The sequence below is a fragment of the Sulfurimonas sp. RIFOXYD2_FULL_34_21 genome, from assembly GCF_001830805.1.
Classification (GTDB): Bacteria; Campylobacterota; Campylobacteria; order Campylobacterales; family Sulfurimonadaceae; genus Sulfurimonas.
The window spans coordinates 60,790-86,082 of record NZ_MICH01000015.1 but is presented as its reverse complement, the minus strand read 5'-3'; the positions used below and the strand labels follow the sequence as shown (position 1 = coordinate 86,082).

At 33.6% G+C, this 25,293-nt stretch carries 22 protein-coding genes and 1 pseudogene; 13 read left to right on the top strand and 10 right to left on the bottom strand.

The genetic code is table 11. From position 1 onward, the window contains the following. On the bottom strand, positions 1-282 hold a 282-nt coding region (locus tag A2530_RS10420), incomplete at its 3' end, for a YchJ family metal-binding protein (RefSeq protein WP_294891529.1). A 26-nt stretch (positions 283-308) separates the two neighbouring features. Continuing rightward, positions 309-1,208, bottom strand: coding sequence for an AEC family transporter (locus A2530_RS10415; protein WP_294885441.1), 900 nt, complete (start codon positions 1,206-1,208; stop codon positions 309-311). A gap of 113 nt (positions 1,209-1,321) precedes the next feature. Here A2530_RS10415 and A2530_RS10410 point away from each other — a divergent pair. From A2530_RS10410 to ychF, 5 genes and pseudogenes are all read left to right on the top strand, one after another. Beyond that, positions 1,322-1,417, top strand: a pseudogene (locus A2530_RS10410) (IS982 family transposase); the annotation flags it as partial. A 122-nt stretch (positions 1,418-1,539) separates the two neighbouring features. Further along, positions 1,540-2,958 (top strand): leucyl aminopeptidase, encoded by a 1,419-nt coding sequence (locus A2530_RS10405; protein WP_294885442.1) that lies wholly within the window; start codon positions 1,540-1,542, stop codon positions 2,956-2,958. Positions 2,959-3,007: 49 nt separating this feature from the next. Next, complete coding sequence (zupT, locus tag A2530_RS10400) at positions 3,008-3,853, top strand: zinc transporter ZupT (protein WP_294885443.1); 846 nt, start codon at positions 3,008-3,010, stop codon at positions 3,851-3,853. Positions 3,854-3,874: 21 nt separating this feature from the next. Further along, on the top strand, positions 3,875-4,369 hold the full coding sequence (locus tag A2530_RS10395) for a ribonuclease HI (protein WP_294885444.1): 495 nt from the start codon (positions 3,875-3,877) through the stop codon (positions 4,367-4,369). 76 nt (positions 4,370-4,445) lie between these two features. Continuing rightward, positions 4,446-5,564, top strand: coding sequence for a redox-regulated ATPase YchF (gene ychF / locus A2530_RS10390; protein WP_294885445.1), 1,119 nt, complete (start codon positions 4,446-4,448; stop codon positions 5,562-5,564). Positions 5,565-5,588: 24 nt separating this feature from the next. Here the strand turns inward: ychF and A2530_RS10385 are convergent, their stop codons facing one another. The 6 genes from A2530_RS10385 to A2530_RS10360 all read right to left on the bottom strand — a co-directional run bounded on the left by A2530_RS10385 (position 5,589) and on the right by A2530_RS10360 (position 13,082). Beyond that, complete coding sequence (locus A2530_RS10385; RefSeq protein WP_294885446.1) at positions 5,589-8,273, bottom strand: cation-transporting P-type ATPase; 2,685 nt, start codon at positions 8,271-8,273, stop codon at positions 5,589-5,591. Between the two features lies 1 nt (position 8,274). Next, on the bottom strand, positions 8,275-9,093 hold the full coding sequence (locus A2530_RS10380; RefSeq protein WP_294885447.1) for a hypothetical protein: 819 nt from the start codon (positions 9,091-9,093) through the stop codon (positions 8,275-8,277). A gap of 65 nt (positions 9,094-9,158) precedes the next feature. Next, on the bottom strand, positions 9,159-9,977 hold the full coding sequence (locus tag A2530_RS10375) for a phosphatidylserine decarboxylase (protein WP_294885448.1): 819 nt from the start codon (positions 9,975-9,977) through the stop codon (positions 9,159-9,161). Positions 9,978-9,985: 8 nt separating this feature from the next. Beyond that, complete coding sequence (gene truD / locus A2530_RS10370) at positions 9,986-11,062, bottom strand: tRNA pseudouridine(13) synthase TruD (protein WP_294885449.1); 1,077 nt, start codon at positions 11,060-11,062, stop codon at positions 9,986-9,988. Positions 11,063-11,069: 7 nt separating this feature from the next. Then, complete coding sequence (locus A2530_RS10365; protein ID WP_294885450.1) at positions 11,070-11,915, bottom strand: thiamine-phosphate kinase; 846 nt, start codon at positions 11,913-11,915, stop codon at positions 11,070-11,072. Positions 11,916-12,005: 90 nt separating this feature from the next. After that, positions 12,006-13,082, bottom strand: coding sequence for a DUF5644 domain-containing protein (locus A2530_RS10360; protein ID WP_294885451.1), 1,077 nt, complete (start codon positions 13,080-13,082; stop codon positions 12,006-12,008). Between the two features lie 208 nt (positions 13,083-13,290). Here A2530_RS10360 and sdhA point away from each other — a divergent pair, with 208 nt between their 5' ends. From sdhA to A2530_RS10345, 3 genes are read left to right on the top strand one after another with little or no spacing between them, the layout of a single operon-like run. Next, positions 13,291-15,003 carry a succinate dehydrogenase flavoprotein subunit gene (sdhA, locus tag A2530_RS10355; protein ID WP_294885452.1) on the top strand — a complete coding sequence of 571 codons (1,713 nt, stop codon included), beginning with the start codon at positions 13,291-13,293 and terminating at the stop codon, positions 15,001-15,003. Positions 15,004-15,012: 9 nt separating this feature from the next. Next, a complete protein-coding gene (locus A2530_RS10350; protein ID WP_294885453.1) occupies positions 15,013-15,990 on the top strand; it encodes a succinate dehydrogenase/fumarate reductase iron-sulfur subunit in 978 nt (325 codons plus the stop codon). 10 nt (positions 15,991-16,000) lie between these two features. Then, on the top strand, positions 16,001-16,882 hold the full coding sequence (locus A2530_RS10345; RefSeq protein WP_294885454.1) for a CoB--CoM heterodisulfide reductase iron-sulfur subunit B family protein: 882 nt from the start codon (positions 16,001-16,003) through the stop codon (positions 16,880-16,882). 35 nt (positions 16,883-16,917) lie between these two features. Here A2530_RS10345 and A2530_RS10340 read toward each other — a convergent pair whose 3' ends face one another. After that, positions 16,918-17,748 carry an integron integrase gene (locus A2530_RS10340; RefSeq protein WP_363114113.1) on the bottom strand — a complete coding sequence of 277 codons (831 nt, stop codon included), beginning with the start codon at positions 17,746-17,748 and terminating at the stop codon, positions 16,918-16,920. Between the two features lie 613 nt (positions 17,749-18,361). On the opposite strand from A2530_RS10340, the gene A2530_RS10335 reads away from it, so the two are divergent. The 4 genes from A2530_RS10335 (at position 18,362) to A2530_RS10320 (ending at position 23,063) form a co-directional block, all read left to right on the top strand. Continuing rightward, entirely contained in the window at positions 18,362-21,463 is a 3,102-nt protein-coding gene (locus A2530_RS10335) for a metallophosphoesterase (RefSeq protein ID WP_294885456.1), read from the top strand. 75 nt (positions 21,464-21,538) lie between these two features. After that, a complete protein-coding gene (locus A2530_RS10330) occupies positions 21,539-22,258 on the top strand; it encodes a DUF2971 domain-containing protein (RefSeq protein ID WP_294885457.1) in 720 nt (239 codons plus the stop codon). A gap of 280 nt (positions 22,259-22,538) precedes the next feature. Next, complete coding sequence (locus A2530_RS10325) at positions 22,539-22,772, top strand: addiction module protein (RefSeq protein ID WP_294885458.1); 234 nt, start codon at positions 22,539-22,541, stop codon at positions 22,770-22,772. Further along, positions 22,773-23,063, top strand: a complete 291-nt coding sequence (locus A2530_RS10320; RefSeq protein WP_294885459.1) for a type II toxin-antitoxin system RelE/ParE family toxin — start codon at positions 22,773-22,775, stop codon at positions 23,061-23,063. Between the two features lie 58 nt (positions 23,064-23,121). Here the strand turns inward: A2530_RS10320 and A2530_RS10315 are convergent, their stop codons facing one another. Continuing rightward, positions 23,122-23,832, bottom strand: a complete 711-nt coding sequence (locus A2530_RS10315) for a DUF695 domain-containing protein (protein WP_294885460.1) — start codon at positions 23,830-23,832, stop codon at positions 23,122-23,124. A gap of 166 nt (positions 23,833-23,998) precedes the next feature. Here A2530_RS10315 and A2530_RS10310 point away from each other — a divergent pair, with 166 nt between their 5' ends. Further along, on the top strand, positions 23,999-25,225 hold the full coding sequence (locus A2530_RS10310; RefSeq protein ID WP_294885461.1) for a porin: 1,227 nt from the start codon (positions 23,999-24,001) through the stop codon (positions 25,223-25,225). The last annotated feature ends 68 nt before the right edge of the window (positions 25,226-25,293 follow it).

The following is a 25,293-nucleotide window of genomic DNA, read 5'->3' as shown; positions in this document are numbered from 1 at the left end:
ATCTTTATAATATGCCTTAAATTCAACAATATTATCTTCTACATGTAAAACTTCAAGACCAAGCCATACAACACTTTTAGCGTACTCTTCTATAAGTTCTACATCATCTTCAAAGCGATTCTCTTTGACTGTAGTTTTTACTATGTAGTAACCGTCTCCTAAAACATAAGCGCTGTATCTGCTTCTCATAAGCTGCTCTGTAGTAGAAGGTTTTGATCTATTCTTTAAAAATGGCTCGCAACACTCACTAAACTCTTTTTTACTATCACAATAACATGTCATCAGGACTCTTTTTTGTAAATTATAAACTATGTAATAAAATTATACACAATCCATGTTGTTAAAAATGAGAGCAGTATTCCATACCCGACAATTGATGAACTAAGTCTTGGTGCTAGTCCTGCCATTGAAGCGACTGCGGCAGCCGTAATCATCGGTGCCATTGAGGCTTCCATAATAGATATAAGTGCAGCTTGATTTTCCCATGAAAAGATATAGCATAAAACAATAGCTATTATAGGAGCTAAAACAAGTTTTGTACTAAGCGCCAGAACAAACGGTTTTAAATCATTCAAAGGCAGTTTAAACCTTAATTGGAGTCCTACCGCAACTAAAGCAAGGGGAACGATAGTGCTTGCAAGCGAAGACAAGACGCTATCAATAATAGGATAAAAAGATGTTCCTATAAAAAAAAGAGAAATAATCAGAGCTAAAAAAGGCGGAAATGTTGCTATTTTTAAAGCAATCGCTTTTATGTTTACGTTTGTTGTACTTGAATAATAGACCGATATAAACGTCCCATAAGTTGCAAGTGCAATAAAAGAACCTAGTTGGTCATACATTAAAACGTATCCAAGAGATTTTTCTCCAAAATAGGCCATCATTATAGGGATACCAAGATAAGATGTGTTTCCTAAAACCCCGACAAGCATTAAAGAACCTGTAATTTCTTTTGAAAATGAGAGTAGTTTTGAGAAATAAAATATAAATATGGCACTGCTTCCCATAACAACCCAGGCAATAAAAACAGGAATGAAAACCTCATAAGAGAATTGAAGCTTTGGAATCTGCAAAAGTATCATTGCAGGAGCGGATATATAGAGTATAAACTGATTTAAAATAATCGGTGCATCTTTTGGAAAAATATCCAATCTGTTTATAATATATCCTATAAAAACAGCGCTAAAAATAAGTGCAAAATTTTCCATTTTTAAAATTCTTTTTATTAAGTTTGTAAGTATATAACTCAACTTTCTAGTTAAACAAAAAGGGTTTGAAAGTTGCTTAATCCATAAGAAAGACTCGTAGCAGATGGATTCTTATGAAAGAGAACATAATAGCAGTGTTTTGTTTAGTGTATGATTTATTAAGAGCTATGGGTATAGAAGATGATTTTCGTACAAAAATTTGTAACGCAGTTAAAGTTGTCCGATGAACATAAACAACTAGCAATTTGAGTTTTAGCTAGTATAAATCTATATAAAAAATTTAGAATTATTGGATAAACTTACATTAAAAATCAAAACACAAGAGCGAGAAATGAATATTAAATTACTAAATAGAGAATTAGACGAAGTTGCATCGGATGTGACGGTTGTTTTTTTAAAAAAAGATGAACTTGCAGAGAATGAACATGTAGCAATTTTGCAAAAAGCAGGATTTAAAGCAGAACAGGACACTACATGTTTTTTATATGAAAAAGGGTTGCTTTTTTGCGGTATTGATAGCAAAAAAAGTGATGATTTAAGAAGTGCTACATCTGTTGTTATTAAAGCACTCAAGAGTTCAAACTTTAAATCCGCAAAAGTACATGTAGAGAAAAAATCAACTATTAGTGCGCTTGTAGAGGGTTTTGTATTGGGCGGATATGAGTTTAACGAATACAAATCAGAGGTTAAAAACAGCGAATTTAAAGAGGTTTTTTTAACCTCAAACGATATTGATTTTAGTAACTTAGAGTCAATTTTTAATGAAGCTATGATAGTTGCAGAGGCTACATGTTTTACTCGCGACATAGTAAACAAAGCACCGCAAGAAATTAACCCACAAACACTTAGTGACGTAGCAAAAAAATTAGCCAAAGATAACAATTTAGAGTGCAATATTTTGAACGAGGATGATTTAGCAAAAGAGAAGATGGGCGCGATGCTTGCAGTAGGTCGTGCTTCCGTTCATGAAAGTGCTTTAATACATCTAAGCTATAAACCTAAAAATCCTAAAAAAGTTATTACGCTTGTTGGAAAAGGTCTTACTTATGACAGCGGCGGACTTAGCCTAAAAGCTGCTACTTCTATGGTTACTATGAAGATGGATAAAGCAGGTGCATGTGCAGTTCTTGGAATCATAAAAGCGGTAAGCGAACTAAAGCTTGATGTTGAAGTTCATGCATTTATCGGCGCGGTTGAAAATATGGTTGGCGGAAATGCTTACAAACCAGATGATGTATTGGTTTCAAGAAGTAAAACTACTATTGAAGTAAGAAATACAGATGCAGAGGGTCGTTTAGTTTTAGCAGATGTTTTAGACTATGCGCAAGACAGCGTAAAAGAGGCAGACTATATCTTTGACTTTGCAACTTTAACGGGTGCTTGTATGATTGCTCTTGGTCAATTTACAAGCGGGATTATGGGGCATTCTCATAAACTCAAACACGATATATCTAAAGCAGGAAGTGATTCAGGAGAGATGGTAAGCTCACTTCCGTTTAACAAACATCTTAAAAAACTTCTAAAGAGCGAAATCGCCGACATTAGCAATACGGCTTCAAAGCCTTACGGCGGAGCTATAACTGCAGGAATGTTTTTGGATAAATTTATCCGTGAAGAGAACAAAAACAAATGGATGCACTTTGACATAGCGGGAACTGCATATACAGAAAGCCCGTGGGACTGTAATGTTTACGGTGCAACGGGTGCAGGAGTACGTTTGATGTGTGAATTTATCAAAGATATAAAATAGTTTTTTTGCCTAAAGGCACAATTTATTTTTAAAATCATATAATCCATGCATGCATGGATTATCAATTGAAACTTTACTATTTGCTTTTATGCTTACTCTTTTAGCAGGAATGGCAACATCCATAGGTGCTGTGTTGGCATTTTTTTCAAAAAGTAAAAACTATACCGTTTTATCAATAGGTATGGGATTTTCCGCAGGTGTTATGATTTATGTCTCCTTTGTAGAGATTTTAGCAAAATCAAAAAATTCATTTATTCTTCTTTACTCAAATGAAATTACAGGTGAAACTTTAAGCGTTTTATGTTTTTTTGCAGGTATTTTATTTAGTGCCGTAATTGATAGAATAATCCCTGATGATGTTAATCCGCATGAGACAAAAAGCAATAGTGAACTTTTAGAACTAAAGTCCGAGAATAAAAACCAAATGTTCAATAACTCTTTACTCAAAAGAACAGGAGTATTTACGGCGCTAGCTATTGCGATACATAATTTTCCCGAAGGCTTTGCAACTTTTGTATCAGCGCTTCATAATCCCAGCGTAGGAATAACTATAGCATTTGCGATTGCTCTTCACAACATACCCGAAGGTATGGCGGTATCTCTACCTATATATCACGCAACAGGAGATAAAAAAAGTGCATTTTGGTATGCAACACTATCAGGTTTTGCAGAACCTATAGGAGCACTTGTAGGCTTTTTTTTACTATTCCCGTTTATGGGAGAAGCAACACTTGGGATAACATTCGGGTTAGTTGCAGGTATAATGATTTATATATCTTTTGATGAGCTTCTACCAGCTGCAAGGGTTTACGGAAATGCCCATACAACCATAGCAGGAATAACTTTGGGAATGCTAGTAATGGCACTAAGTTTAATAGGATTTAAATTAGTATAAATTAAAGGAAATATATCTTACATGTATGTTGATATAAAAAAACCTACTCTTTTTTTATTTACGGATGCAAGCGTAGATCCACAAACAAATGTGGGCTACGGTGCTTATATGCTTTTGTGCGAATTTGAAGTTGAAGCGCCATTTTCCATACTAAAAGAGAAGATTAAAACCAGAAGATTTAAAAATACTACGTCCTCAAAACTAGAACTTGAAACGCTGCTATGGGCATTAGGCAAAATATGTGCAAAAAATCATAAAATAATTATCTTCACTGATTCACAAAACACTATTAGTCTAAAAAGCAGGCAAGAGAGACTTGAAAAAAACAACTATATGACCAAAAAAAATATGCACATAAAAAATTATAGGTTATACAAAAGATTTTTTGTATTAACAAAAAGATTTGAGTGTGACCTCATTAAAGTAAAAGGTCATAAAAAAACCGAAGATAAAGACATAGTCGATAAATTTTTTACACTTGTCGATAAAGCATCAAGAGAAGCTCTGCGAGATTAGGTATAATCGTTAAAGAGTTTTCTTTGCCTACTTTAGCTATAATCGCAAAATTATTTTATTATACCAAAGGTTAATTATGGGTTTAAGTATAGGTCTTGTAGGACTTCCAAACGTAGGTAAATCAACAACTTTTAATGCACTTACAAAAGCGCAAAACGCAGAAGCGGCTAACTATCCATTTTGTACGATAGAACCAAATAAAGCGATAGTTCCCGTTCCGGATAAAAGACTACATGAACTTGCTAAAATCGTTAATCCGGAGAGAATCCAATACTCTACACTTGATTTTGTCGATATTGCAGGTTTGGTTAAAGGTGCAAGCAAAGGCGAAGGCTTGGGAAATAAATTTTTATCAAACATTCGCGAAACTGAAGTAATTTTGCATATCGTAAGATGTTTTGAAGATGACAACATTGTACATACTGAAGGAAGTATAGACCCGCTTAGAGATGTTGAGATTATTGAAAATGAGTTAATTTTAGCTGATATAGAAGTTCTTCAAAATAGAATGGAGAGACTTAAAAAATATGCTAAAACAGATAAAACTGCAAAAGCTATGCTTGACATGTCAGAAGAGCTCTTAGAATTTTTAGCAGATGGCAATATGGCAAGAAACTTCCCTCAAACAGACACAGACGTATATAGACAACTAAATCATGAAGTAAGATTTTTAACAAATAAAGAGATTATGTACGGTGCTAACGTTGATGAGGAGAGCTTAATCGGAGAAGGTCACTCGACAAGTAGCAACCCGTTTGTAGGACTACTGGTAGAACATGCACAAAAAAACAACTGTGAGGTTATAAGACTGTGCGCTAAGGTTGAAGAGGAACTGATAGGACTCGAAGAAGATGAAGCACAGGCTTTTTTAAATGAGCTTGGCATTGAAGAGTCAGGACTTGAGCAAATCATACATAAAGGTTTTGATAAACTAGGGCTTATGAGTTATTTTACGGCTGGAGTAAAAGAGGTTCGTGCTTGGACAATCCGCAAAAACACTACTGCACCAAAAGCAGCGGCTGTTATTCACAACGACTTTGAGAAAGGTTTTATCCGCGCAGAAGTAATCGCTTATAACGATTTTATTACATGTGGCGGTGAGAATAAAGCAAAAGAAGCAGGCAAAATGAGACTAGAGGGCAAAGAATACATCGTTCAAGACGGCGATATAATGCACTTTAGATTTAACGTATAACATTATATAAAAAGTAAAATATTCTCATATTTTACTTTTTGCCACTCTCTTTCTCCATTTATAAAACTCATGACTAACAAAAAGTATTATCGGAAACGGCAGTAATATCCAAAGCTCATTTAGCGGTATATAAGCCGTGTGAAAAACTTTTTGAACAGGCTCATATCTAAGCAACATCCAAATCCAAAAAAACTCTACAATCATGGCTCCTAAGAGAATCTTATTACTCGTCCAACCTACGCTCCATGCCGAAAATTCCCAACTTCTCATTGTCCAAACATTTACAAGCTGACAACTAATAGCTCCTAGCAGAGTCATTGTCATAGCTTGAGAGTGTAAAATCGGGTCATTTAGCTCCACGGTTCCGTAACTCCAGCCATGAAGAAGCAGAAAACTTATAAAAGCTGTCATTGCCGCCGTTGCTTCAATAACACCTATAAAAAAATAACCGCGCTTAAACACTTCCCAGTCAAGTATTTTTTCATCTTTTTTTATAGGCGGACGTTTCATAATATTTTTTTCCGGGTTTTCGCTTCCAAGAGCTAGTCCTGGGAGCATATCTGAACCCAAATCGATAGATAAGATTTGAATGACGGAGAGCGGCATTGGAATTTTAAAGAAAAAATGCAATATATAAGGAACAATTTCAGGCACATTTGATGAGAGAATGTATGTAACAAATTTTTTAATATTAAAATATACCGTTCTGCCCTCTTCTATGGCAGATACAATAGATTTGAAATTATCATCTAAAAGAATCATATCTGCAACTTCTCTAGCAACGTCAGAGCCTTTAAGTCCCATAGCAATCCCGATATCCGCACGTTTTAAGGCAGGTGCATCATTTACACCATCACCTGTCATTGCAACAACTTCACCGTTATTTTGAAGGGCTGTCGTAATTCTTAATTTTTGACTGCTTGCCATTCTTGCAAATAAAATTGTTTGGCTCTTAAGACGATTTTCAAGCTCTTCATCACTGAGTAATTCAACTTCATCTCCGCTTAAAACAGCATCAAATTCAAGACCGATTTTTTTTGCAATTGCCTGAGCCGTTTTATGATTGTCACCTGTTATCATCATAGTTCTAATACCTGCTGTTTTACATAAAGACAGGGCTTCTTTAACCTCTTCTCTTGGTAAATCCATAATAGCTACAAGTCCTAAAAAGGTTAATCCTTCTTCTTTTATATCCGAGTTTTTAGCAATTGCTAAAACTCTGTAAGCTTCATTCTCAAAACTTTCTGCATTTTGTAACATTATTTTTTTGGTATTTTCATCAAAGATTTTAATTTTGCCGTCATTGTCTAAAAAAGTCGTTGCATTTTTAAAAATAACTTCTATTGCACCTTTTGCATAAAGTGTTTTTTCGTTTGATATTTCATAAATTGAGGACATCATTTTTCTTTCGCTTGAAAAAGAAATTTCATCAATTTTTTTGTAAGCACTTATCTCTATATTGCGCTTTTTAGCAGCACTTACCAGTGCCAATTCCGTCGGGTCTCCCAATATTGTGTCATTTTCTATAATTGCATGTGAATTAAGTATTCCTGATAAAAGAAGTTCGTCCAGCCTGCTGTACGAAGTTTCGTTTGTTTTATCAAAATCAAAATCTCCTTTTGTTTCATATCCACCGCCACTAATTTTTACATGTTCTCCACCTGCTAAAATCAGCTCTTTTAACGTCATCTCGTTTTTTGTTAATGTTCCTGTTTTATCGGTGCAAATTACGGTAGCACTTCCTAATGTCTGAACTGAAGCAAGATTTTTTATAAGTGCATTTCTCTGCGCCATTCGTTGAGAGGCAAGAGAAAGAGAGAGCGTTATAGTCGGTAACAGTCCTTCAGGAACGTTTGCCACTATTAAAGAGAGAGCAAATATTGCCGCCATTAAAAGACTCTGCTCTGAGAATATGCCGAGTATAAAGAAAATAAGTCCCATTATTAACGCGATTACGGTAAGTATCCTTGTAATATGGATTACCTCTTGCTGCATCGGTGTTAACTTTTTTTGTACGTTTTTAGTAAGCGTAGCTATTTTACCAAATTCAGTTGCATTTCCTGTCGCAACTACAACTGCCATACCGTTTCCCAAAACAACGGATGAACCTGCAAACAGCATATTTCTAGCGTCCAAAGTTCTGTTAGTAGTAGCTTCGGGTAAAAGTTCACGCTTGGAAGGTTTTGATTCACCGTTTAAAACCGATGTATTAATGTAAAGACTAGAACACTCTATAAGCACGGCATCCGCTGCAATTTTATCACCTTCGTCAAATAAAATTATATCTCCGGGAATCAGCAATTTTGAGTCGATTGATTTAATTTCTTTGTCTCTAATAACTTTAACCATAGTAGGCATTAGTTTTAGTAAAGCTTCCATAGCTTTATCTGCCTTATACTCTTGCCAAAACGTAAAAGTAGCATTTATAACAACGGCAATAATTATCGCATATCCTAAAATATCGTTCCCGTCTTTTGGTACATATATATTTGCTATAAATGCTAAAAAAGCGGCGGCTTCAAGTAAAAGAGCAAAAAATTGTATGTATTGTTTAAAATACTCTTTTAAATAGCTCTTTTTTTTGCCGCTTAAAATTTCGTTATAACCAAAATTTTCTATACGGCTATCTGCTTCTGTGTTATTTAAACCATTTTCTGAAGTATTAAATTTATTAAAAAGTTCTTCTTTGCTTAGTTTAAAAACATGCATACTAATTCTCTTTTGGATAATAGACAATAGTATTTACTGATATCTCATTTAGAAGTCTTTCTATTGGTATCTCTCTTTGAAAAAATGATTCAATTGATGATTTTTTACCGCCCATTACTAGCAGATGTGTATTTGATTCTGCCACATACGTAAGTATATCGTTGGTTTCGTCATTAGTAAAATCATGTTTTATACGCAAAGGGAATTTTAATAGATTTGCCAATTTCAGGTAATGTCTTAAATTGTAATTAATCAGAGCAAGCCTGTCTCTTATTTGATGCATTTTTATCATAGATAGTTCTATTTTTGACATACCCGAAACCGAATATATATCACCGCTAGCTTTATAAGCCAATGCCAAAGTGGTAAAAAAAGTAAATTTTTTAACGGATAATTTATCTTTTCTAATGCAAAGTGTAATATTGCTTAAGTCCATAACTGTATTGATTTTGAGAATGCGGGCAATTGCTATATCGGTATTTAGATTCATGTTGGTCAAAATCTCGCCGAAAGAGTCGGATATATAACTCTTTTGCCTGCGTGCTGCACAAAAAATTACATCTACATAAGTATCATGCATAAATGAATTGAGGGCTTTTTTAATTTTGCCTTGAAGTATTACGGATTCAATTTGGACATTTTGCGACAACCCAAGAGTTTTTATACGTTCTATGCTAGATTCAACATCACTAAGCTTATCTTTTTTATTTTCTATATGAAGCAAAACAAGTGTAAGGTTTTGAACCTGTGCGTATTTAAGGGCATAAAACGCCATGCCTTCCGAAATTATCGTACCATTTATAGCAGCTATAACTTTCATATACGCTCCTTATCTCACTATTATACAAGATATACGTAATGTTTTGTTTAGCTATATTAAAATATTTAACTAATCTTTGCTATCGTCTGAGCGTAGTTAACCTTGTCACCGGCTTTAACTTCAAGCTCTAAAAACTCTTTTTCGGCTAATATTACTATGGTAGAACCCATCTCAAAACAGCCAAAATCATCGCCTTTGTTTAGATACAGATTTTCATAACTATATGCACTGCTTCTAATTGCATCGGCATTTGTTTTTATTTTCGGTTCAAACGAGACTTGCATGACACCTACATTTAAGGCACTTACAAGCACCATGTAAAATCTTTTTCTTGAAATAGTTTCACATAGCAATACAACTCTCTCATTTTCTATAAAAAGGTTAACTTTTTTCTTAAGAGAAGGCATATTTACTGGATAGAACTTACCTGGAATATGAACTGCTTTTAACACCTTTAAGTTTGTAGGAATATGATAGCGATGATAATCTCTAGGAGATAGATAAAAATTTATAAATGTTCCGTTATTAACTATCTCTTTTTCTTCTTTGCTAAAGTGTTCGCCTAGAAGCTCATCACTTTTGTATCTCATACCTTTAATTTGTAAAGCATACTCTTCATTCAATTCACCGCATTCAGAAATAAGTGAATCACATGGCGATATAAAATCATCCGAACTCAACGAATAAGCTCTGTTTTCTCTTAGTTTTCTCGTAAAGAGTTCATTTAAACTATGGTATGTCTGCGGCGAATGAAACTCACTCATATCAAGACCCATAATATTTACATAAGAGCTGTTTATAAAATTTTGTATCGGTTTTGGAAATTTTTTATTTGCAAATTTTGCAAAACCCTGTGAAATTGCCGAAGTTATATGTTTACTCATTATCTTTCCTACTCATTTATCTTTCTCTTTGCTATCTCTTCAATCAACACTGTTGCATAAGAGCCTTTTGGCAGATAAAAATTCAGCTCATACTGAGCTTCTTCATTTTTATATCGCCCTTCTACCGCATCAGGGTATATCCACGCATATCTTCTTGCACCATCAGCATCAATCTCATCATCAAAATCTTTTTCGATTGTTCTAGCTATATCAGAAGATATCTTCGTTTTTTTACCGCATAATAAACCTGTAACAGAGATATCTTTTTTGTTAAATCTATCAAAGTCATGCTCACTTGCTTCAAAGTCAAAAAGCCTGCCGTATGGATAGTGTTCCATAACGTCTCCGCTTATTAACTTAAAAGGGTGTTTTTGAGCTTTCATCTTCAAGAGCTCATCTTTTGGCATATTTAAAAGAGGTTCAAGTTCATTTACTTCAAAATTTTGAATTAAAGTATTTATCTCTAATCTTCTACTTAACCATAAATTAAAAAGATGGCTCTGGTAAGCACTTATAAGAAGTTTTTTTACCTTTACGTTACGCTCTTTTTTCTCGCCTTTTGCAATTTTCTCACCGTCTATATGATTGTTTCCGTCGTTCCCAAAACGCTGATAACCAAAAAAATTCGGCATTCCGTATAGTGAAATATTTTTTAAAGCCTCATCAATTTTTAAAGCAGCCGTAGGATTTACTTTTTTTAATTTTATATAAAATTTATTGCCGTTTAAATGCCCTATTCTAATCTTGTTGTTATGATAAACTTTAGAGAGGATTTTAATATTTTCATGCTCAAACTCATCCATTTTTGCTTCATGTTTTTTATGAATCGAGATATACTGTTTTGTCATGGCATGTTTGTCTTTTAAACCTGCATAACCAATCTCTTTTTGCTGAATTCCCAAATATCTGGCAATAATTGAAATAAGTTCGAGAGTCGATAAATCCTTTTTTCTAACAAATAAAATCAGATGTTCGCCCTCGCCGCAAAATTCATAAAGAGGAACCTCTTCAACAACGAAATCACGTGGAGTCTGTCTAAAATGAAAATCTATTGGAGAGTGATTTAGTGAGTAAAATCTATCCATGTTGTTTTTATATTCCTCTGTTTTTAAAATGATGTGCTTTACATCTATTTACATAGCCGCTTCTAGTGCTTTGCGCAAAAATATTTAGCTTTGTTCTGCTTTGTTTGGCTCGTCTTAAGATGGCTTTTTTATATCTTTTGTCAAAGCCTACAAGCATTTCATACTCTTCGCCGCTGCAGGCAAGACTTTTTTTTATTTTGGTTTTAAACTTAAACCCTACCCTGTTTGCTAAAGAGAGCTTCTCTAAGTCACTAAAAAGCCCATCGGATATGTCCATTCCGCAGCTTAGATAACGTGAACTCTTTGATACAAAATTATCTCTTAACACGATATTTACAAACTTAGACTTTACATGTATCTTGCCTAAGTTCATTAGCTTCTTTAAATCTTTAGCACTATCTCCGAGTCTGCCCGTATATGCAAGCAGATGTCCGTGTTTTAACCCTTTTCTTCTAAGAGGTTTATCAGTTTTTGTATCTATTTTTGAGATTATAGTAACACTTATGTCAAGCTTTACATTGCTTATCGTATCTCCGCCTATTATCTGTACACCATATTTTGCTGCAGTATCTTGAAATCCGCGTGCCAAATCTCTCATCTGCGCTTTTGTTATATCTTTTGGCATAGCAACACTCAAAAGTGCATATTTTGGTTTTGCATTCATGGCAATTGCATCTGAGATATTTACTATCATTGCTTTAGACGCTATCTGATAGTAACTCATCCACACAGATTTAAAATGAATATTTTCAAAAAAAGCATCTTTTGAATAGACCGTATCGTCTATCAAAGCCCCATCATCACCTATATGACTATTTTTAAACTGTGAAATAAAATAATTCTCTAAATTCAATAAATCTTCTCAAAACGCCTCAAACTATCAAAGCCAATATTTATAAAATAACATGTCATTATACCATCTATATATAGAAGAAGATATTAGTTATAAAAACGACACCTTAATCTTATGCTTATCAAAACCGAGTTTTGCTACGTTTTTTTCGCCCAAAAGAACCATTTTAAACTGTTCTTGCGTAATTACCGGAAGATTTATCTCTCTATTTACAACCTTTTGTATCTTTTTTTGTTCGCCATCAAAAAGCAGAAGGTCGCTTTTGCCTCTAACAACTAAAAAGTCTGCATTTTCATCTTTTGCCTCTAAAAGAATCTCTCCTGCAATTTTGAGTGAAAAATCACTATTTACAAGAGTAGAATAAGGAGCTAAGTCTTCTTTCGCCAAGGATAGTTGTACATAATTTGCTCTTGATTTTTTAATCGTATCGGCATATGAATTTTTGTTTATACCTTCAAATTCTGCAATATTAAAACCATCAAAAAATTGAAATATTTCTACATCTTCTATTTTTTTAGTTCCGTTTGCCGTGATTCCGGAATATGTAACTTTAGGTAACATTGCAAAAAGGGACTTAATTTTATACTCTTTTGTCATGTCATAATTAAGAACTCTATTTTCTAAAGAAGTGTGATACCAAATGCCGTTTTCTTTTGAAGATATTTTGTCTAAAATTATCTCTTTTAGTTTAGGATGATGCTCGATAATATCTGCCGCAATTAAAAGCGAATGGTCTCCTATATAGCTTCTATCTATATTGTAAGTATTTGAAGCATAATAGTCCAATTCATAACTTTTTGCATACTCATCCATCTCTATCGGAGTGATATACTCTTTAAAAAAAAGAATCTTTTCTAAATAATCTTTTTTATCTATTATAAGATCGTTTACGGCTCTATAAACACTCACAGGCTCTATTTTCAACTCATTTGATGTTTTATTTACTACATCTGCAATCAAAGCATCAGTATTTACATATAGATTATTTATCTTTAAATTAAAATCAAGATCTGCTTTATAGGCAAATTTTTCAATACTGTTTATCCTGTTTAGTAAACTTAAAACAGTATCTTTTGGTTTATATTCCATAGAATATTTTTTATAATACGGTAGATAATCTACTTTAGAATCAAATCTAAATAGCTCTACATTTACTCTTGTTATCATCACTTCCCTTGTATAACATATGATAAAAATAAGCTTGGAGTATATCACAAAAAAATAAAAAAAATATTTCAGGCTTAAGAGTATTATTATTTATTATATGTGACTCATAAGGTAACACACATCCCCTATATAAGCCATCTTTATTCTACACAAAGGCAATAGATTGTATAATCCGCATTATTTTATTCTTAATAACAAAGGAAAGCTAATGGGTATTCCTATTTATACTTACGATGCTATTATTGTCGGTGCAGGTCTAGCTGGCTGTGCTGCGGCAAGAGAGTTACAAAATGCAGGAAAGAAGGTTGCTGTAATTACCAAACTTCATCCTCTTAGAAGTCACTCAGGGGCGGCACAAGGTGGTGTAAATGCCGCTTTTAGTGATGCTGATAGCGTAGAGTTACACGAGTTTGACACCGTAAAGGGTAGTGATTATTTAGCTGATCAGGATGCTGTTGAATTTATGTGTAAAAACGCTCCTGAAACTATCAGATGGGCTGAGAGAATGGGTGCTGCTTTTAGTAGAACTGCAGACGGTAAAATTGCTCAAAGACCTTTTGGCGGACAATCTTCTCCTCGTGCATGTTATGCAAAAGATAGAACGGGATTAACTCTTTTACAAACCATTTATGAACAAGCTTTTCGCGTTGGCGTAAAGTTTTGGGATGAGTGGTATGTAGCCGACCTTATCTATAAAGACGGCAAAGTTTCGGGTGTAGTAGCATTTAATATTCGCGATATGCAAACAGCAATTTTCAATGCAAAATCAGTTATGTTTGCAACGGGCGGATATGCAAGAAGCTATAAAATAAACTCAAATGCACATGCAAATACCGGCGATGGTTTATCAATAGTCGCTCGTCACGGTCTTCCGTTAGAAGATATGGAGTTTGTTCAGTTTCATCCATCAGGATTATCAGGAAACGGTGTACTTATTTCTGAAGCAGCTCGCGGTGAAGGCGGACGTCTTTTCAACTCTTTGGGCGAGAGATTTATGGAGAAATATGCTCCAAACGCGATGGAGCTTGCTTCTCGCGATGTAGTTAGCCGTGCTATTTTAAATGAGATTCGTGAAGGTCGCGGTGTAGGACCGAGAAAAGATGCAGTGTTTATTGACGTAACACATTTAGGTCGTGATTTGATTATGGAGAGACTTCCTGAACTTCGTGATTTGGCTATCACTTTCTTAGGTCTTGACATGATAAAAGAGCCTATTCTTATCTCTGCGACTGCTCACTACTCTATGGGCGGGATTCCAGTAAATATAGCAGGGAACGTACGTAAAAACAACACTGAGTTTGTTGAAGGTTTCTATGCGGCAGGAGAGTGTTCATGTGTATCTGTTCACGGAGCAAACCGTCTTGGTGCAAACTCTGTTCTTGAGGCACTTCTTTTTGGTCGTTTTGTCGGTAAAACAATGGTTAAAGAGATTGATAATATTTCTCTTCGCCCTGCAACACAAGATGATGCTAAAGTTGCATTAGCGGAGATGGATTTTATCTTAAACAACAACGGAGAAGAAACTATTACCGCTCTTCGTGAAGAGTTACAACAGTGTATGACTGCAAACGCAGGTGCATTTAGAACAAAAGAGACTCTTGAAATTGCAGTTGCAAAAGTAAAAGAACTTAGAGAGAGATTTAAACATATACGTATCAAAGACAAATCAAAAGTATTTAATACTGAACTGCAAGAAGCTATCGAGTTTGGTCATATGATTGACTACTCTGCATTTATCGTTGAGAGTGCAATTGCTAGAAATGAGAGCCGCGGTGCTCACTTTAGAGAAGATTTTGATACTCGTGATGATGAAAACTTCCTAAAGCATACTATGGCATATATGGATAAAGATGGCAATATAGAGCTTGATTACATGGATGTCGTACTTGGCAAACATGAACTTAAAGCAAGAAATTACTAAGGAGAGGTTATGAGTACAAATAAAATTACTACACAAAAAGTAAACTTCAAGGTATTTCGCTTTAATGCAGACGAGGATTACCTTCCATACTATGAAAATTACAGTATGGATGTAACTTCCGAAGAGGTTGTTTTAGATATATTAAACCGCATAAAATGGGATCATGACGGTAGTTTTTCATACCGTCGCAGCTGCCGCCACGGTATATGCGGGGCTTGTGCCATCAAAGTAAACGGACGCTCTACTCTTGCCTGTAAAGAGAGTATGTCAACCATGATTGAGTACTTTGGGAACGACCTTACGATTGAACCGCTCAGCACTAAAAGAGCCGTAAAAGATATGATTATCGATAAAGCTGACTTTTGGGAGAAACATGCAAGCGTAACTCCTTATCTTGTTGCAGATATCGATGAAGCACCTACTTGTGAAAATCTTGTCTCTCCTCATAATGCAGAAGAGCTAAACGAGGCAGACTTGTGTATTCAGTGCGGAGCATGTCACTATGCCTGTCCTGCAGTTGAGATAAACAGCGACTTCTTTGGTCCTGCGGCTTTTGTAGCAGCTTATCGTTTTGAATCTGATGTTCGTGATAGCGATGCAAACAGACTTATACATGTAAATGAAGAAAAACAAGGTGTTTGGGACTGTGTAAAATGTTTTGAGTGTGCAGAAGTTTGTCCAAAAGAGATAAACCCGATTGATAAAATCACAAAACTGCATCAGATGGCATTTAAAAAAGGTGTTGCGAAAAACAATGTTGCAACACGCCACGCAGTAGGTTTCTTACACTCTATCAAAAAACACGGTGTTCTTGATGAAGGCGGTTTAGTTCTTTACTCTGAGGGTCTCTCAATAGTAAAACATGTTCCTGTTGCGCTTCAAATGTTTAGAAAAGGCAAAATAATTATGCCTTGGAATATGCCAAAATCAGACAATTTGGATGAGATTCAAAAACTTATCAAATCATCATCAACCGTAAAGTTCTAGGAGTAGTTAAATGAAAAAATTAAAATATGCACTTTTTACAGGCTGTACCGCAAAACAGAGTACGCCTGAGCAGATGATGTCAACTCTGGCAGTTGCTAGAAAACTTAACATTGAACTAATAGAATTAACTGAAGCTTCTTGCTGTGGAGCTTCGCATCTACAAGATTATGATGATTTTTTATCTCTTGTGTTAAATGCTAGAAATATCGCTTATGCCGAAAAACACGGTTTAACTATGGTTACCATCTGTAATACATGTCAGTTAAATACTGCTATGACAAAACATAGACTGGACAAAGATTCTGCTCTTAAAGAAAAAGTTAATGAAAAGCTTAGAGAAGTGGGTCTTGAGTACAAAGGTACTTCAAACATTATCCACTTTTTATATGCTATCATCGATGATTTTGGACTAGATAAAATCAAAGAGATGGTTGTAAAACCTCTAAGCCAGTTCAATATAGCTCCTTTTTACGGTTGTCATAACATCCGCCCATCAGAGCTTCATGACGAGTCTCACAAACAAAAAGAGAACCCTTACAATCCTACTTCACTTGATGATTTGATTATCGCTTGCGGCGGGATGAATGTTAACTATGAAGAGAAAAATAAATGCTGCGGTTTCCACGTAGAGCTTCAAGCTCCTCACACTGCGGCAGTTCTTACGGGAAATGCCATCGCAGGAGCAACGGATAACAATGCCGACATGATGGTAACTCCATGTCCTCTTTGTCATCTAAAACTTGACACGCAAACAAAACACGCTTCAGAAGCGATAGGCAGAGAAGTTTCTCTTCCTGTTCTTCACATGCAACAAATGGTAGGACTTGCTCTTGGATGTACTCCGGCAGAGCTTGGTCTAAAACACCATGTTACTGAGGTTAATTTTATCTAAAACCTAAAAACAGAGAGCTTCTCTCTGTTTTTCTTCTACATGTCTAAAGGGCTTACAACCCTGCTCTTATTTAGCTCTGCAACTACATGTGTATAGATCATCGTAGTTTCAACGCTCTTATGACCTAGCAACTCTTGAATACTTCTCAAATCAATTCCTGCTTGTAACAAATGAGTTGCATAGCTGTGCCTAAATATATGTGAAGTTACTCGCTTGTTTAGATTTGCTTTTTGGGAAGCCTCTTTTATATTACGCCCTAATGTTTGTGGATGAACATGATGTCGCCTTCTCTCTTTAGTTCTTGGGTCAACTGAAATATTTTTCATAGGAAATAAAAACTGCCATTTTGTTTCATACTTCGATTTTGGATATTTTTTCTCCAATGCGTGCGGTATATAAACACTTCCGTATCCATTTTCTAAATCTTGTTTATGTAAAGTAGTAACAATTTCAACTTGCTCTAAAAGTTTAGTTTTAAGCTTTTGCGGTAACGGAACAGTTCTGTCTTTTAATGATTTAGAATCCCAAATATAGATTTTGTTAAAACCGAAGTCTATATCTTTTATTCTCAAGCTCAAAGCTTCATTCATTCTAAGTCCACAGCCATACATCAAATGCACTAGAAGAGTGTACTCTATTGACACATTTTGTAAAACACTTCTAACTTCATCTTTTGTTAAAACAACAGGTATATGTTTTCGCTCTTTGGCACGAAGAGCTTGAATATTCCATTGGCTTATATCTACTCCTAAAACTTCTTTGTATAAAAATAGTATCGCACTAAAAGCTTGGTTTTGCGTAGTTGGTGAAACTCTGTCTTTTGTAGCTAACTTTGTTAAGTATGATTCTATTTCTATTTTACCCATCTCTATAGGGTGCTTTTTGTTATGAAAAAATATATAGTGCTTTATCCAGTGCACATAAGTTCTCTACCCTCAAGGGGCACCTCGTCAGTTGAATAACTATAATGCTTAAACCTAATTTTGTCACGAACTAAATCTAAAAGTTTCTTTTTTACTTGCATGTTATCCCCTTTGTTTAAGCTACATCGTGTTTGTTATGTAGTTTTTTCAACAATTAACAAACACTTTTGTATGTTATTTCTCTATATGGCATTTAACACACACTAAATATTTAAGAATACTATGTATTTTTTCTCTTAAAGTTAAAAAATATTGCAATTTGTCATATTTTTCATCAAGTTTTAATAATTAACACACATTTAACATGTAAGTTATTTTTGTTTTTTTAAGTTAAAGCGTATATAATGTGTTTGAATAAATAGTTATCGCCTCGCCTGCGGCGAGACGATAACGGCAGTGCTGAGCGAGTTCTTGTTACCCTTACCTTCGGCTTCGGATAACAAGTCGCTGGAGCGAACACTCTCTTCACTCTTCCGATAAGTCTAACGAAAGCTACGCTTTCTTATACTTATCTTTGAGTTTCGCTCAGCACTGCCGTTACACTAAAGGACAATACTTGGGAATCTCGATACTTCAATTAAGTGATCTTCATTTTATAAAAGAAAACAACTCTGTTTTTATGAAAATAGACAAAATTTTTGATGCTATTAAAAATGAAATTGACAATAGCTCTCATTTGTTTATAGTTTTTACTGGCGATATAGCTTTTTCAGGTCAAAAAAGTGAATATGATGAAGCTAAAAAGTTTATTGATATACTGGTTACCAAAATAACTCAATACAAACAAAATATCGGTATAGAATCTATATTCACGCCCGGAAATCATGATTGTGATTTTAGTGATAATCAGGAAGTGCGAAATATCATAATTGATAATATCGTTGCAGGTAAAACAAAAATTACTGAGGAACTTATTTCAACTTGTGCAAATGCGCAAAAGGAATATTTTTCATTTGTTGAGCAATATACTTCAAAAGCGAATATCGAAGTTGAAATTTCTAATACAATATTCACGAGATATAGCTACAACATTGGTAACTTTAAACTTGCGTTTAATTCATATAATCTAGCTTGGGTATCTAAGAAAAATGAATCTCAATCAGAAATAGTCTATCCCACAACTATGCTAGAAAAATCTGAGCTTATGAATAAAGATTATGATTTAACAATTTCTTTATTCCATCATCCATTACATTGGTTGGAGCATCAAAATATGCGCCAGTTTAAGGAATTGATTAATTCAACGTCTAACATTGTTTTATCGGGTCATGAGCATACACATAGTGCAAAAAAAGAATCTAAAATAAATAATGAGGAACACATTGAATATATTGAATCTGGTGTATTGCAAGATTCACATAATCCAGACAATAGTAATTTTAATTTAATTAATATAAATTTAGAAGATAGTCGACAAGATATTTTTGAATTTACTTGGAATAAAAGTCTATATGAGAAACATGATACATACAATGATATCGAGCTTCCATTCAAGAAAAAATCAATATATCAATTGAAAGAGACTTATAGAAATAAAATCAATACTATGGGATTGAAAGTTTCACATCCTACTAAAGAAAATATGACACTTGAAGATATTTTTATTTATCAAGACTTGTCTGCAGTAAACAATAATAAAAAGAATCAAAGCATCTTATTAGAATACAATTCTAAACAATTAAAAAACTTACATGAGATTGGACATACAATTATTTATGGCGCCGAAACTTCTGGAAAAACATCATTAATACGGATATTACAATTAAAATACAAAAGAGATGGTTTAGTTCCAGTTGTTATTGATGGTAAAGATATTAAAAGTAATGACTTTCAGTCTACTAAAATAAAAACACTAATTCTTAAAGCATTTAAGTCGCAATATGAGAATGATCATAAAACTATTTCTACATTTGAGCAGTTAGACAAGGATCAGGTTTTATTACTGATTGATGATTTTCAGGATGTGTCATTAAATACTGAATACAAATCAGAGTTCATAACGAACTTGCTAAAACTCCAATACAAAAATGTAATATTCTTTGCTCATGAATCGTTACTTCTTGAAGCCACGACTGAAAGTTTTTTAGCTGAATCATTAGTTGATTTTAAACATTTTCAACTTTTAGAACTTGGGCATAAACTTAGAGAAGAAATGATAAGAAAATGGATTTCTTTAGGCAGAGAAACAGATGTTGAGTATAAAGATTTGATTTTTATGTCAAGAGAAAAGTCGAAATCAATTAATACAACTATAGGCTATAACATTGTTCCTGCATATCCAATTTACATCTTAACATTGCTTCAAGCACTAGAAGTCAATGATAGTCATATGCTTGAAAAAAGTTCTTATGGTCATTATTATCATTTCTTAATCATGCAATACCTTAATACAGATACACCAATGAAAGTTAAGGATATAAATACAATTTTCAAATACACCTCTACGCTCGCATTTGAGTGTATAAAACATAAAAAACATACATTTACATATCAAGATCTCATTGCATTTGATAGAGCATATTGTTTAGAGAAAAAATTTGAACCCACATTTAATATTATTGATAAACTGCTAAAGTCAAATATCATTTCTGAGTATGAAGAAGAATATAGATTTTCTCATAATTATCTTTACTATTACTTCGTTGCTCAATATTTTTCTGACAATATAAATAGTCATGAAGTTAAAACTGTTATTGAAAAGATGTGTAAACGTTTATATCGTACTGAATTCGCAAATATAATAATTTTTTTAATGCATCATTCCTCACAAATTTTTATTCTTGACTTGTTAATAAAAGAAACGAAAGAAATTTTCAAAGAAATATCCGAATTTTCATTTGCTCCAGAAGAACTGTACAACATAAATAGTTCAATAAAAGCAGATCGATTAAAATTAAAAAATAGAACATTGGAGGAGACAAGAGAAATAGAATTAGACAGAGAAGAAACAGCACATAATATATCTGCTCATAATCATAAAAATGACAGAGATGAAGCAGACTATAATGAAGATATTCAAGAACTGAATACATTCTCTAAACTCAATCTAGCTTTTAAAATGATTGAAATATTAGGCGAAATAATAAAAAACTATTCTGGGTCATTAGATGGTTATATAAAACTGTCTCTTATTCAGGAAGTATATAGTGTCGGGCTGAGATCACAAAAATCGCTGATTGAATTCATTGAGAACAATCACGATTTACTGTTGAAAGAAATAAAAGAAGTTATTGAAAAAAAACACTATGTTACTGAAGATAAAAAAAGCGAAGCGGCTGCTAATATGATTTTTGGAATGGTCTCATCTATATCTACTGGTTTAATCAAAAAAATTGCAAAAGCAGTTGCTTCCCAAGATTTAAAACTAATATATACTGAACTTCTTGAAAGTGACAAAAACAATATAGCTAAACAGCTAATTACCCAAGCTATAGCCCTAGATTTTCGTAATGGACTAAAAAGCAAAGATATTGAAGATATTCATAAAAGCTTGGTACGTGAAAATAACAGAATAGCTGCTTCAACATTAAAAAGATTGGTTTTGGAACATCTTTATATGTTCGATATAGAACATAGTAAAAAACAATCAATATGTGAAAAACTGGATATTACTACTGATAATTCAAAGACTGAAATGGTTAAACAGTTAAAAAGATAAAAATCATGTAACAAAACCTAGCACCGAACAGAAAACTGTCGGTGAAGTCAACCGTTAGATTACAATGGAACACTAATGAATACTTTAAATAAAATAAATGATTTTGATACTAAGCAAAAACTTTGGAGATATCTTAAGCCTGATAGATTGATTGATATAATAAACAAAAAAGAAATTTATTTTTCATCTGCAACACAATTTACAGATGACCCTTATGAAGGTGCAATTGCTATAAAACCTCAAGGAACGGAAATTCAACAAGATAACAATTTTGAACATGCTTTTGCTGAACTTAGAAGATTAACAAAAATTACATGTTGGCATATGTCAGATTGTGAAAATGATGCAATGTGGAAGTTATATGCAGACTCAAAAAAAGGGTTCGCAATAACAACTACCATTGAGACACTCATAGAATCATTAGAACCATATAAAATAGAGCCTAGCTATGAAAGTGAAACTTTACATGTAGGTAAAATTCAATATATTGATCTTATGAAAGACAAAGTGAGCACGAATATGCTTGAAAGATTTTTTTATAAGCATAATGCTTTTTCATGGGAAAATGAATTTAGGCTTGCAATATCTTTAAGGATGGCAGAAGAGTTTGGTATTTCAGTTCCAGAACATGGTATTTTAGTGAAAGTCAATCCCACAATTTTGATAAATAATATATATCTTGGTCCATCAATTGATGAGCATGATAGAAAAAAAATATTAAATGTATGTGAAGAACATGGTATTACAGATAAAATTAAAATCAGCAGTTTATTGGGAAATCCAATATATAGTTAATCTAACAAAACTTTGGAGAGAAATATTCGACCCTGCGGGTCGAATATTTCTCAATTTAAACGTTATCTCGGACGCTACGCATCCGAGATAACGGTGGCGAGTTCTTGACAATTGAAGAAATTGATGATGATTCGGCAACTTGTATTTGGTTTGATAATAAAAAAGTTGAACGACATACTTTTTTATTAATAACACTTAAAATTGTTCAATAGTTTTATTTAAAGAAAAAATATACATCATTTTGCTAGAATGATGTATATTTTAAATATTGGAGCTTATTATGACAGCTTTAAAACAAGATGAACTTTTTGAAGAGATAGATATTTTACCAATAGATTTGAAAACTAAAATTGTTGAGAAGATATTAACTAGTATCACACCTTTAAACAGTGATATAGATAAGCTATGGATAAAAGAAGCCAACAAAAGAAAACAAGAGATAGAATCAAACTCCGTTACATTAATTGATGGAAATGAAGTTTTCAAAAAATTATCTCAAAAATTAAATTTATAAATGACTTACTCTTTCCACCCAGATGCTGAAGTTGAATTAAATGCTTCAGTTGACTATTATCAAGAATGCAAAGATGGACTTGGTGCAGAGTTTGCATACGAAGTTCAAAAAACAATCCAAAGAATTTTAGAATATCCTACTGCTTGGCAAAAGCTAGATAAAAACATAAGAAGATGTTTAACAAACAGGTTCCCATTTGGAATAATTTACTATCAAAGAGATAATGAAATTATCATTTTAGCTGTTATGCAGCTTCATAGAAAGCCAAATTATTGGAAAGAGAGAAAATAAACAAAGATATATAGCCAATAAATTACCCTGCGGGCAATTTATTGGTTCATTTTAAACGTTATAACTTAAGAGTAGTGCTCCATCCTTCATAATATCCATGCTCTTTTTTTACAAGCTCATACAGCTCTTGTACTACTTTTTTTACATCCTCATTTGTCACAGGGTGTTCTTTGACCAGTGCCGCACCATGCTCAAACTCTTCACTGCTTATATCGTCTTTGAACTCAAATCCACATGTAATAATATTTTGAATAAATCTCTCTTTTTGAGTTGCGGTATCAAACGAAACGTAGTGTTCAACAGCTCTTGCGCTTAAAAGATTATCGCCCTCTTCTTGCAGTAAAAATATAATATTGTCGCTTTGTATATTGTGAAATTCCAGCTCTGTCGGAAAAAGATTTTTTACGTAAAAATCCCATTTTGCATCTTTAACAACACCGCTTTCATACTTATAGCCGCTATCCTTTAGCATTTTAGTAACGATAGTATCCAGATTTTTTGAATTTTTTGCATAAAAATAAAACTCATGCCAACCGTCATTGATTCTAGTACCTACGTATTTTGCCATCTTGTCATGCTCTAGTGCAATTATAAGAGACTCTTTTGTTTCAAGAAATTGCTCAAAACCGCTGCTTTTTTCATCAATATTGTTTGATTTTACAAACACGCTAAAGAGCCATGGATTAGAGCCTTCAAAATCTTGTGCATCTACTTCTACTTCTATACTAATCAATTGGGAATCTTCAACTCTGTTAAATATTTCTCTCATATATCACTTCATTTTATTTTTTGTAATTATAACCAACTTATAAAAAAAGGATAAGCAAACTACACTGATAATAATTATCATTTTAATTTTCAATTAAGATACTTTAATATAGAATTCTATCGAACAAGTGATGATATCGCTTATCATAATCAACAAGGGAAACAAAATGAAACTTTTAAACAATAAATTGGGATTAAGCATAGTTGCAGCATTAATGCTCTCTAGTGCTGTGCAAGCAGATACTGCTTCTGACATAGCAGAGCTTAAAAAAGAGATAGCAGAATTAAAAGAAAAGACTCAGGTTTTGACAGATGAAACCAGCAACTTGCAGACAGGCTTTAACTATACAACAGTCGATACAACAGTTTCACATAGTGGTTTAGGATCTGCTGCTTCAAAAGTATATTACTCAAAATCGCCTTTAAGCATCGGTGGTTACGGTGAAATGTATTATGCTCACACGTCTAACGAAGGTGCTTCCAATTCATCTAAAGTAGATGTTTATAGGTTTGTCCCTTATATCGGTTATAAATTTTCAGATAACATTATTTTAAATGCTGAATTAGAGTTTGAACATGGCGGTGTTGAAGCAGGTTCAGGAGGAGAAGTTATAGTTGAGTTTATGTATCTTGACTTTCTTATCAACCCATATGCAAACCTAAGAGTCGGTCATATGCTAGTACCGATGGGGCTTATAAATGAGAAACATGAACCTACTCTTTTTAACACTGTTCAAAGACCAAATACATCAAAAAACTTAATTCCATCTACATGGCATGAAAGCGGTGTAATGGCTTATGGAGAGATAGCAGAAGGATTGTCGTATAAAGTTGCAGGCATAACTGGACTAGACTCTTCAAAAACAGGTGACAAATGGCTAAGAAGTGGACGTGGCGGCTCATTTGAAAATAGCAATCCAAAACTTGGGGTTGTTGCTAGAGTTGATTATACAGGCATAAACGGTCTTTTAGTCGGTGCATCAACTTATGCAGATTCAGATATTAACATATGGGATGCTCATCTTGATTACAACTTAGAAGCATTAAGGGTTTACGGTGTTTATACTCAATCAAGTCGCTCAAATGAAGCGGCACTCTTAGCAGGTGCGGCTGAAGCTACTGATGCAAAAGGAGGCTTTTTAAATATTGGTTACGATTTACTCTCATTTACTTCATCAAAATATAAAATGCCTTTATTTGTTCAATATGAGAGCGTCGCTGCTAGAGATAAATTAACAAACGGCAGTTCAATTGCTTCTATAGATACAACAACAGTCGGTATCAATTATTTTCCGCATGAGCAAGTTGTACTTAAAGCGGACTATGCGATGCAAAAACAAGACGGGATAGCTGATAAAAATATAGCTAGTTTGTCTGTTGGCTTCATTTTCTAAAATTTCATTCTATTATTTACAAGAGTTTCACATCTCTCCTGTTGTGAAACTCTTTGTTTATTGACAAA

Bases quoted from the DNA above. Each gene is read 5' to 3' on its own strand.
- A2530_RS10415 (WP_294885441.1), bottom strand. From the start codon at position 1,208: ATGGAAAATTTTGCACTTATTTTTAGCGCTGTTTTTATAGGATATATT.
- A2530_RS10405 (WP_294885442.1), top strand. From the start codon at position 1,540: ATGAATATTAAATTACTAAATAGAGAATTAGACGAAGTTGCATCGGAT.
- zupT (WP_294885443.1), top strand. From the start codon at position 3,008: ATGCATGGATTATCAATTGAAACTTTACTATTTGCTTTTATGCTTACT.
- A2530_RS10395 (WP_294885444.1), top strand. From the start codon at position 3,875: ATGTATGTTGATATAAAAAAACCTACTCTTTTTTTATTTACGGATGCA.
- ychF (WP_294885445.1), top strand. From the start codon at position 4,446: ATGGGTTTAAGTATAGGTCTTGTAGGACTTCCAAACGTAGGTAAATCA.
- A2530_RS10385 (WP_294885446.1), bottom strand. From the start codon at position 8,273: ATGCATGTTTTTAAACTAAGCAAAGAAGAACTTTTTAATAAATTTAAT.
- A2530_RS10380 (WP_294885447.1), bottom strand. From the start codon at position 9,093: ATGAAAGTTATAGCTGCTATAAATGGTACGATAATTTCGGAAGGCATG.
- A2530_RS10375 (WP_294885448.1), bottom strand. From the start codon at position 9,977: ATGAGTAAACATATAACTTCGGCAATTTCACAGGGTTTTGCAAAATTT.
- truD (WP_294885449.1), bottom strand. From the start codon at position 11,062: ATGGATAGATTTTACTCACTAAATCACTCTCCAATAGATTTTCATTTT.
- A2530_RS10360 (WP_294885451.1), bottom strand. From the start codon at position 13,082: ATGATAACAAGAGTAAATGTAGAGCTATTTAGATTTGATTCTAAAGTA.
- sdhA (WP_294885452.1), top strand. From the start codon at position 13,291: ATGGGTATTCCTATTTATACTTACGATGCTATTATTGTCGGTGCAGGT.
- A2530_RS10350 (WP_294885453.1), top strand. From the start codon at position 15,013: ATGAGTACAAATAAAATTACTACACAAAAAGTAAACTTCAAGGTATTT.
- A2530_RS10345 (WP_294885454.1), top strand. From the start codon at position 16,001: ATGAAAAAATTAAAATATGCACTTTTTACAGGCTGTACCGCAAAACAG.
- A2530_RS10340 (WP_363114113.1), bottom strand. From the start codon at position 17,748: ATGGGTAAAATAGAAATAGAATCATACTTAACAAAGTTAGCTACAAAA.
- A2530_RS10330 (WP_294885457.1), top strand. From the start codon at position 21,539: ATGAATACTTTAAATAAAATAAATGATTTTGATACTAAGCAAAAACTT.
- A2530_RS10325 (WP_294885458.1), top strand. From the start codon at position 22,539: ATGACAGCTTTAAAACAAGATGAACTTTTTGAAGAGATAGATATTTTA.
- A2530_RS10320 (WP_294885459.1), top strand. From the start codon at position 22,773: ATGACTTACTCTTTCCACCCAGATGCTGAAGTTGAATTAAATGCTTCA.
- A2530_RS10315 (WP_294885460.1), bottom strand. From the start codon at position 23,832: ATGAGAGAAATATTTAACAGAGTTGAAGATTCCCAATTGATTAGTATA.
- A2530_RS10310 (WP_294885461.1), top strand. From the start codon at position 23,999: ATGAAACTTTTAAACAATAAATTGGGATTAAGCATAGTTGCAGCATTA.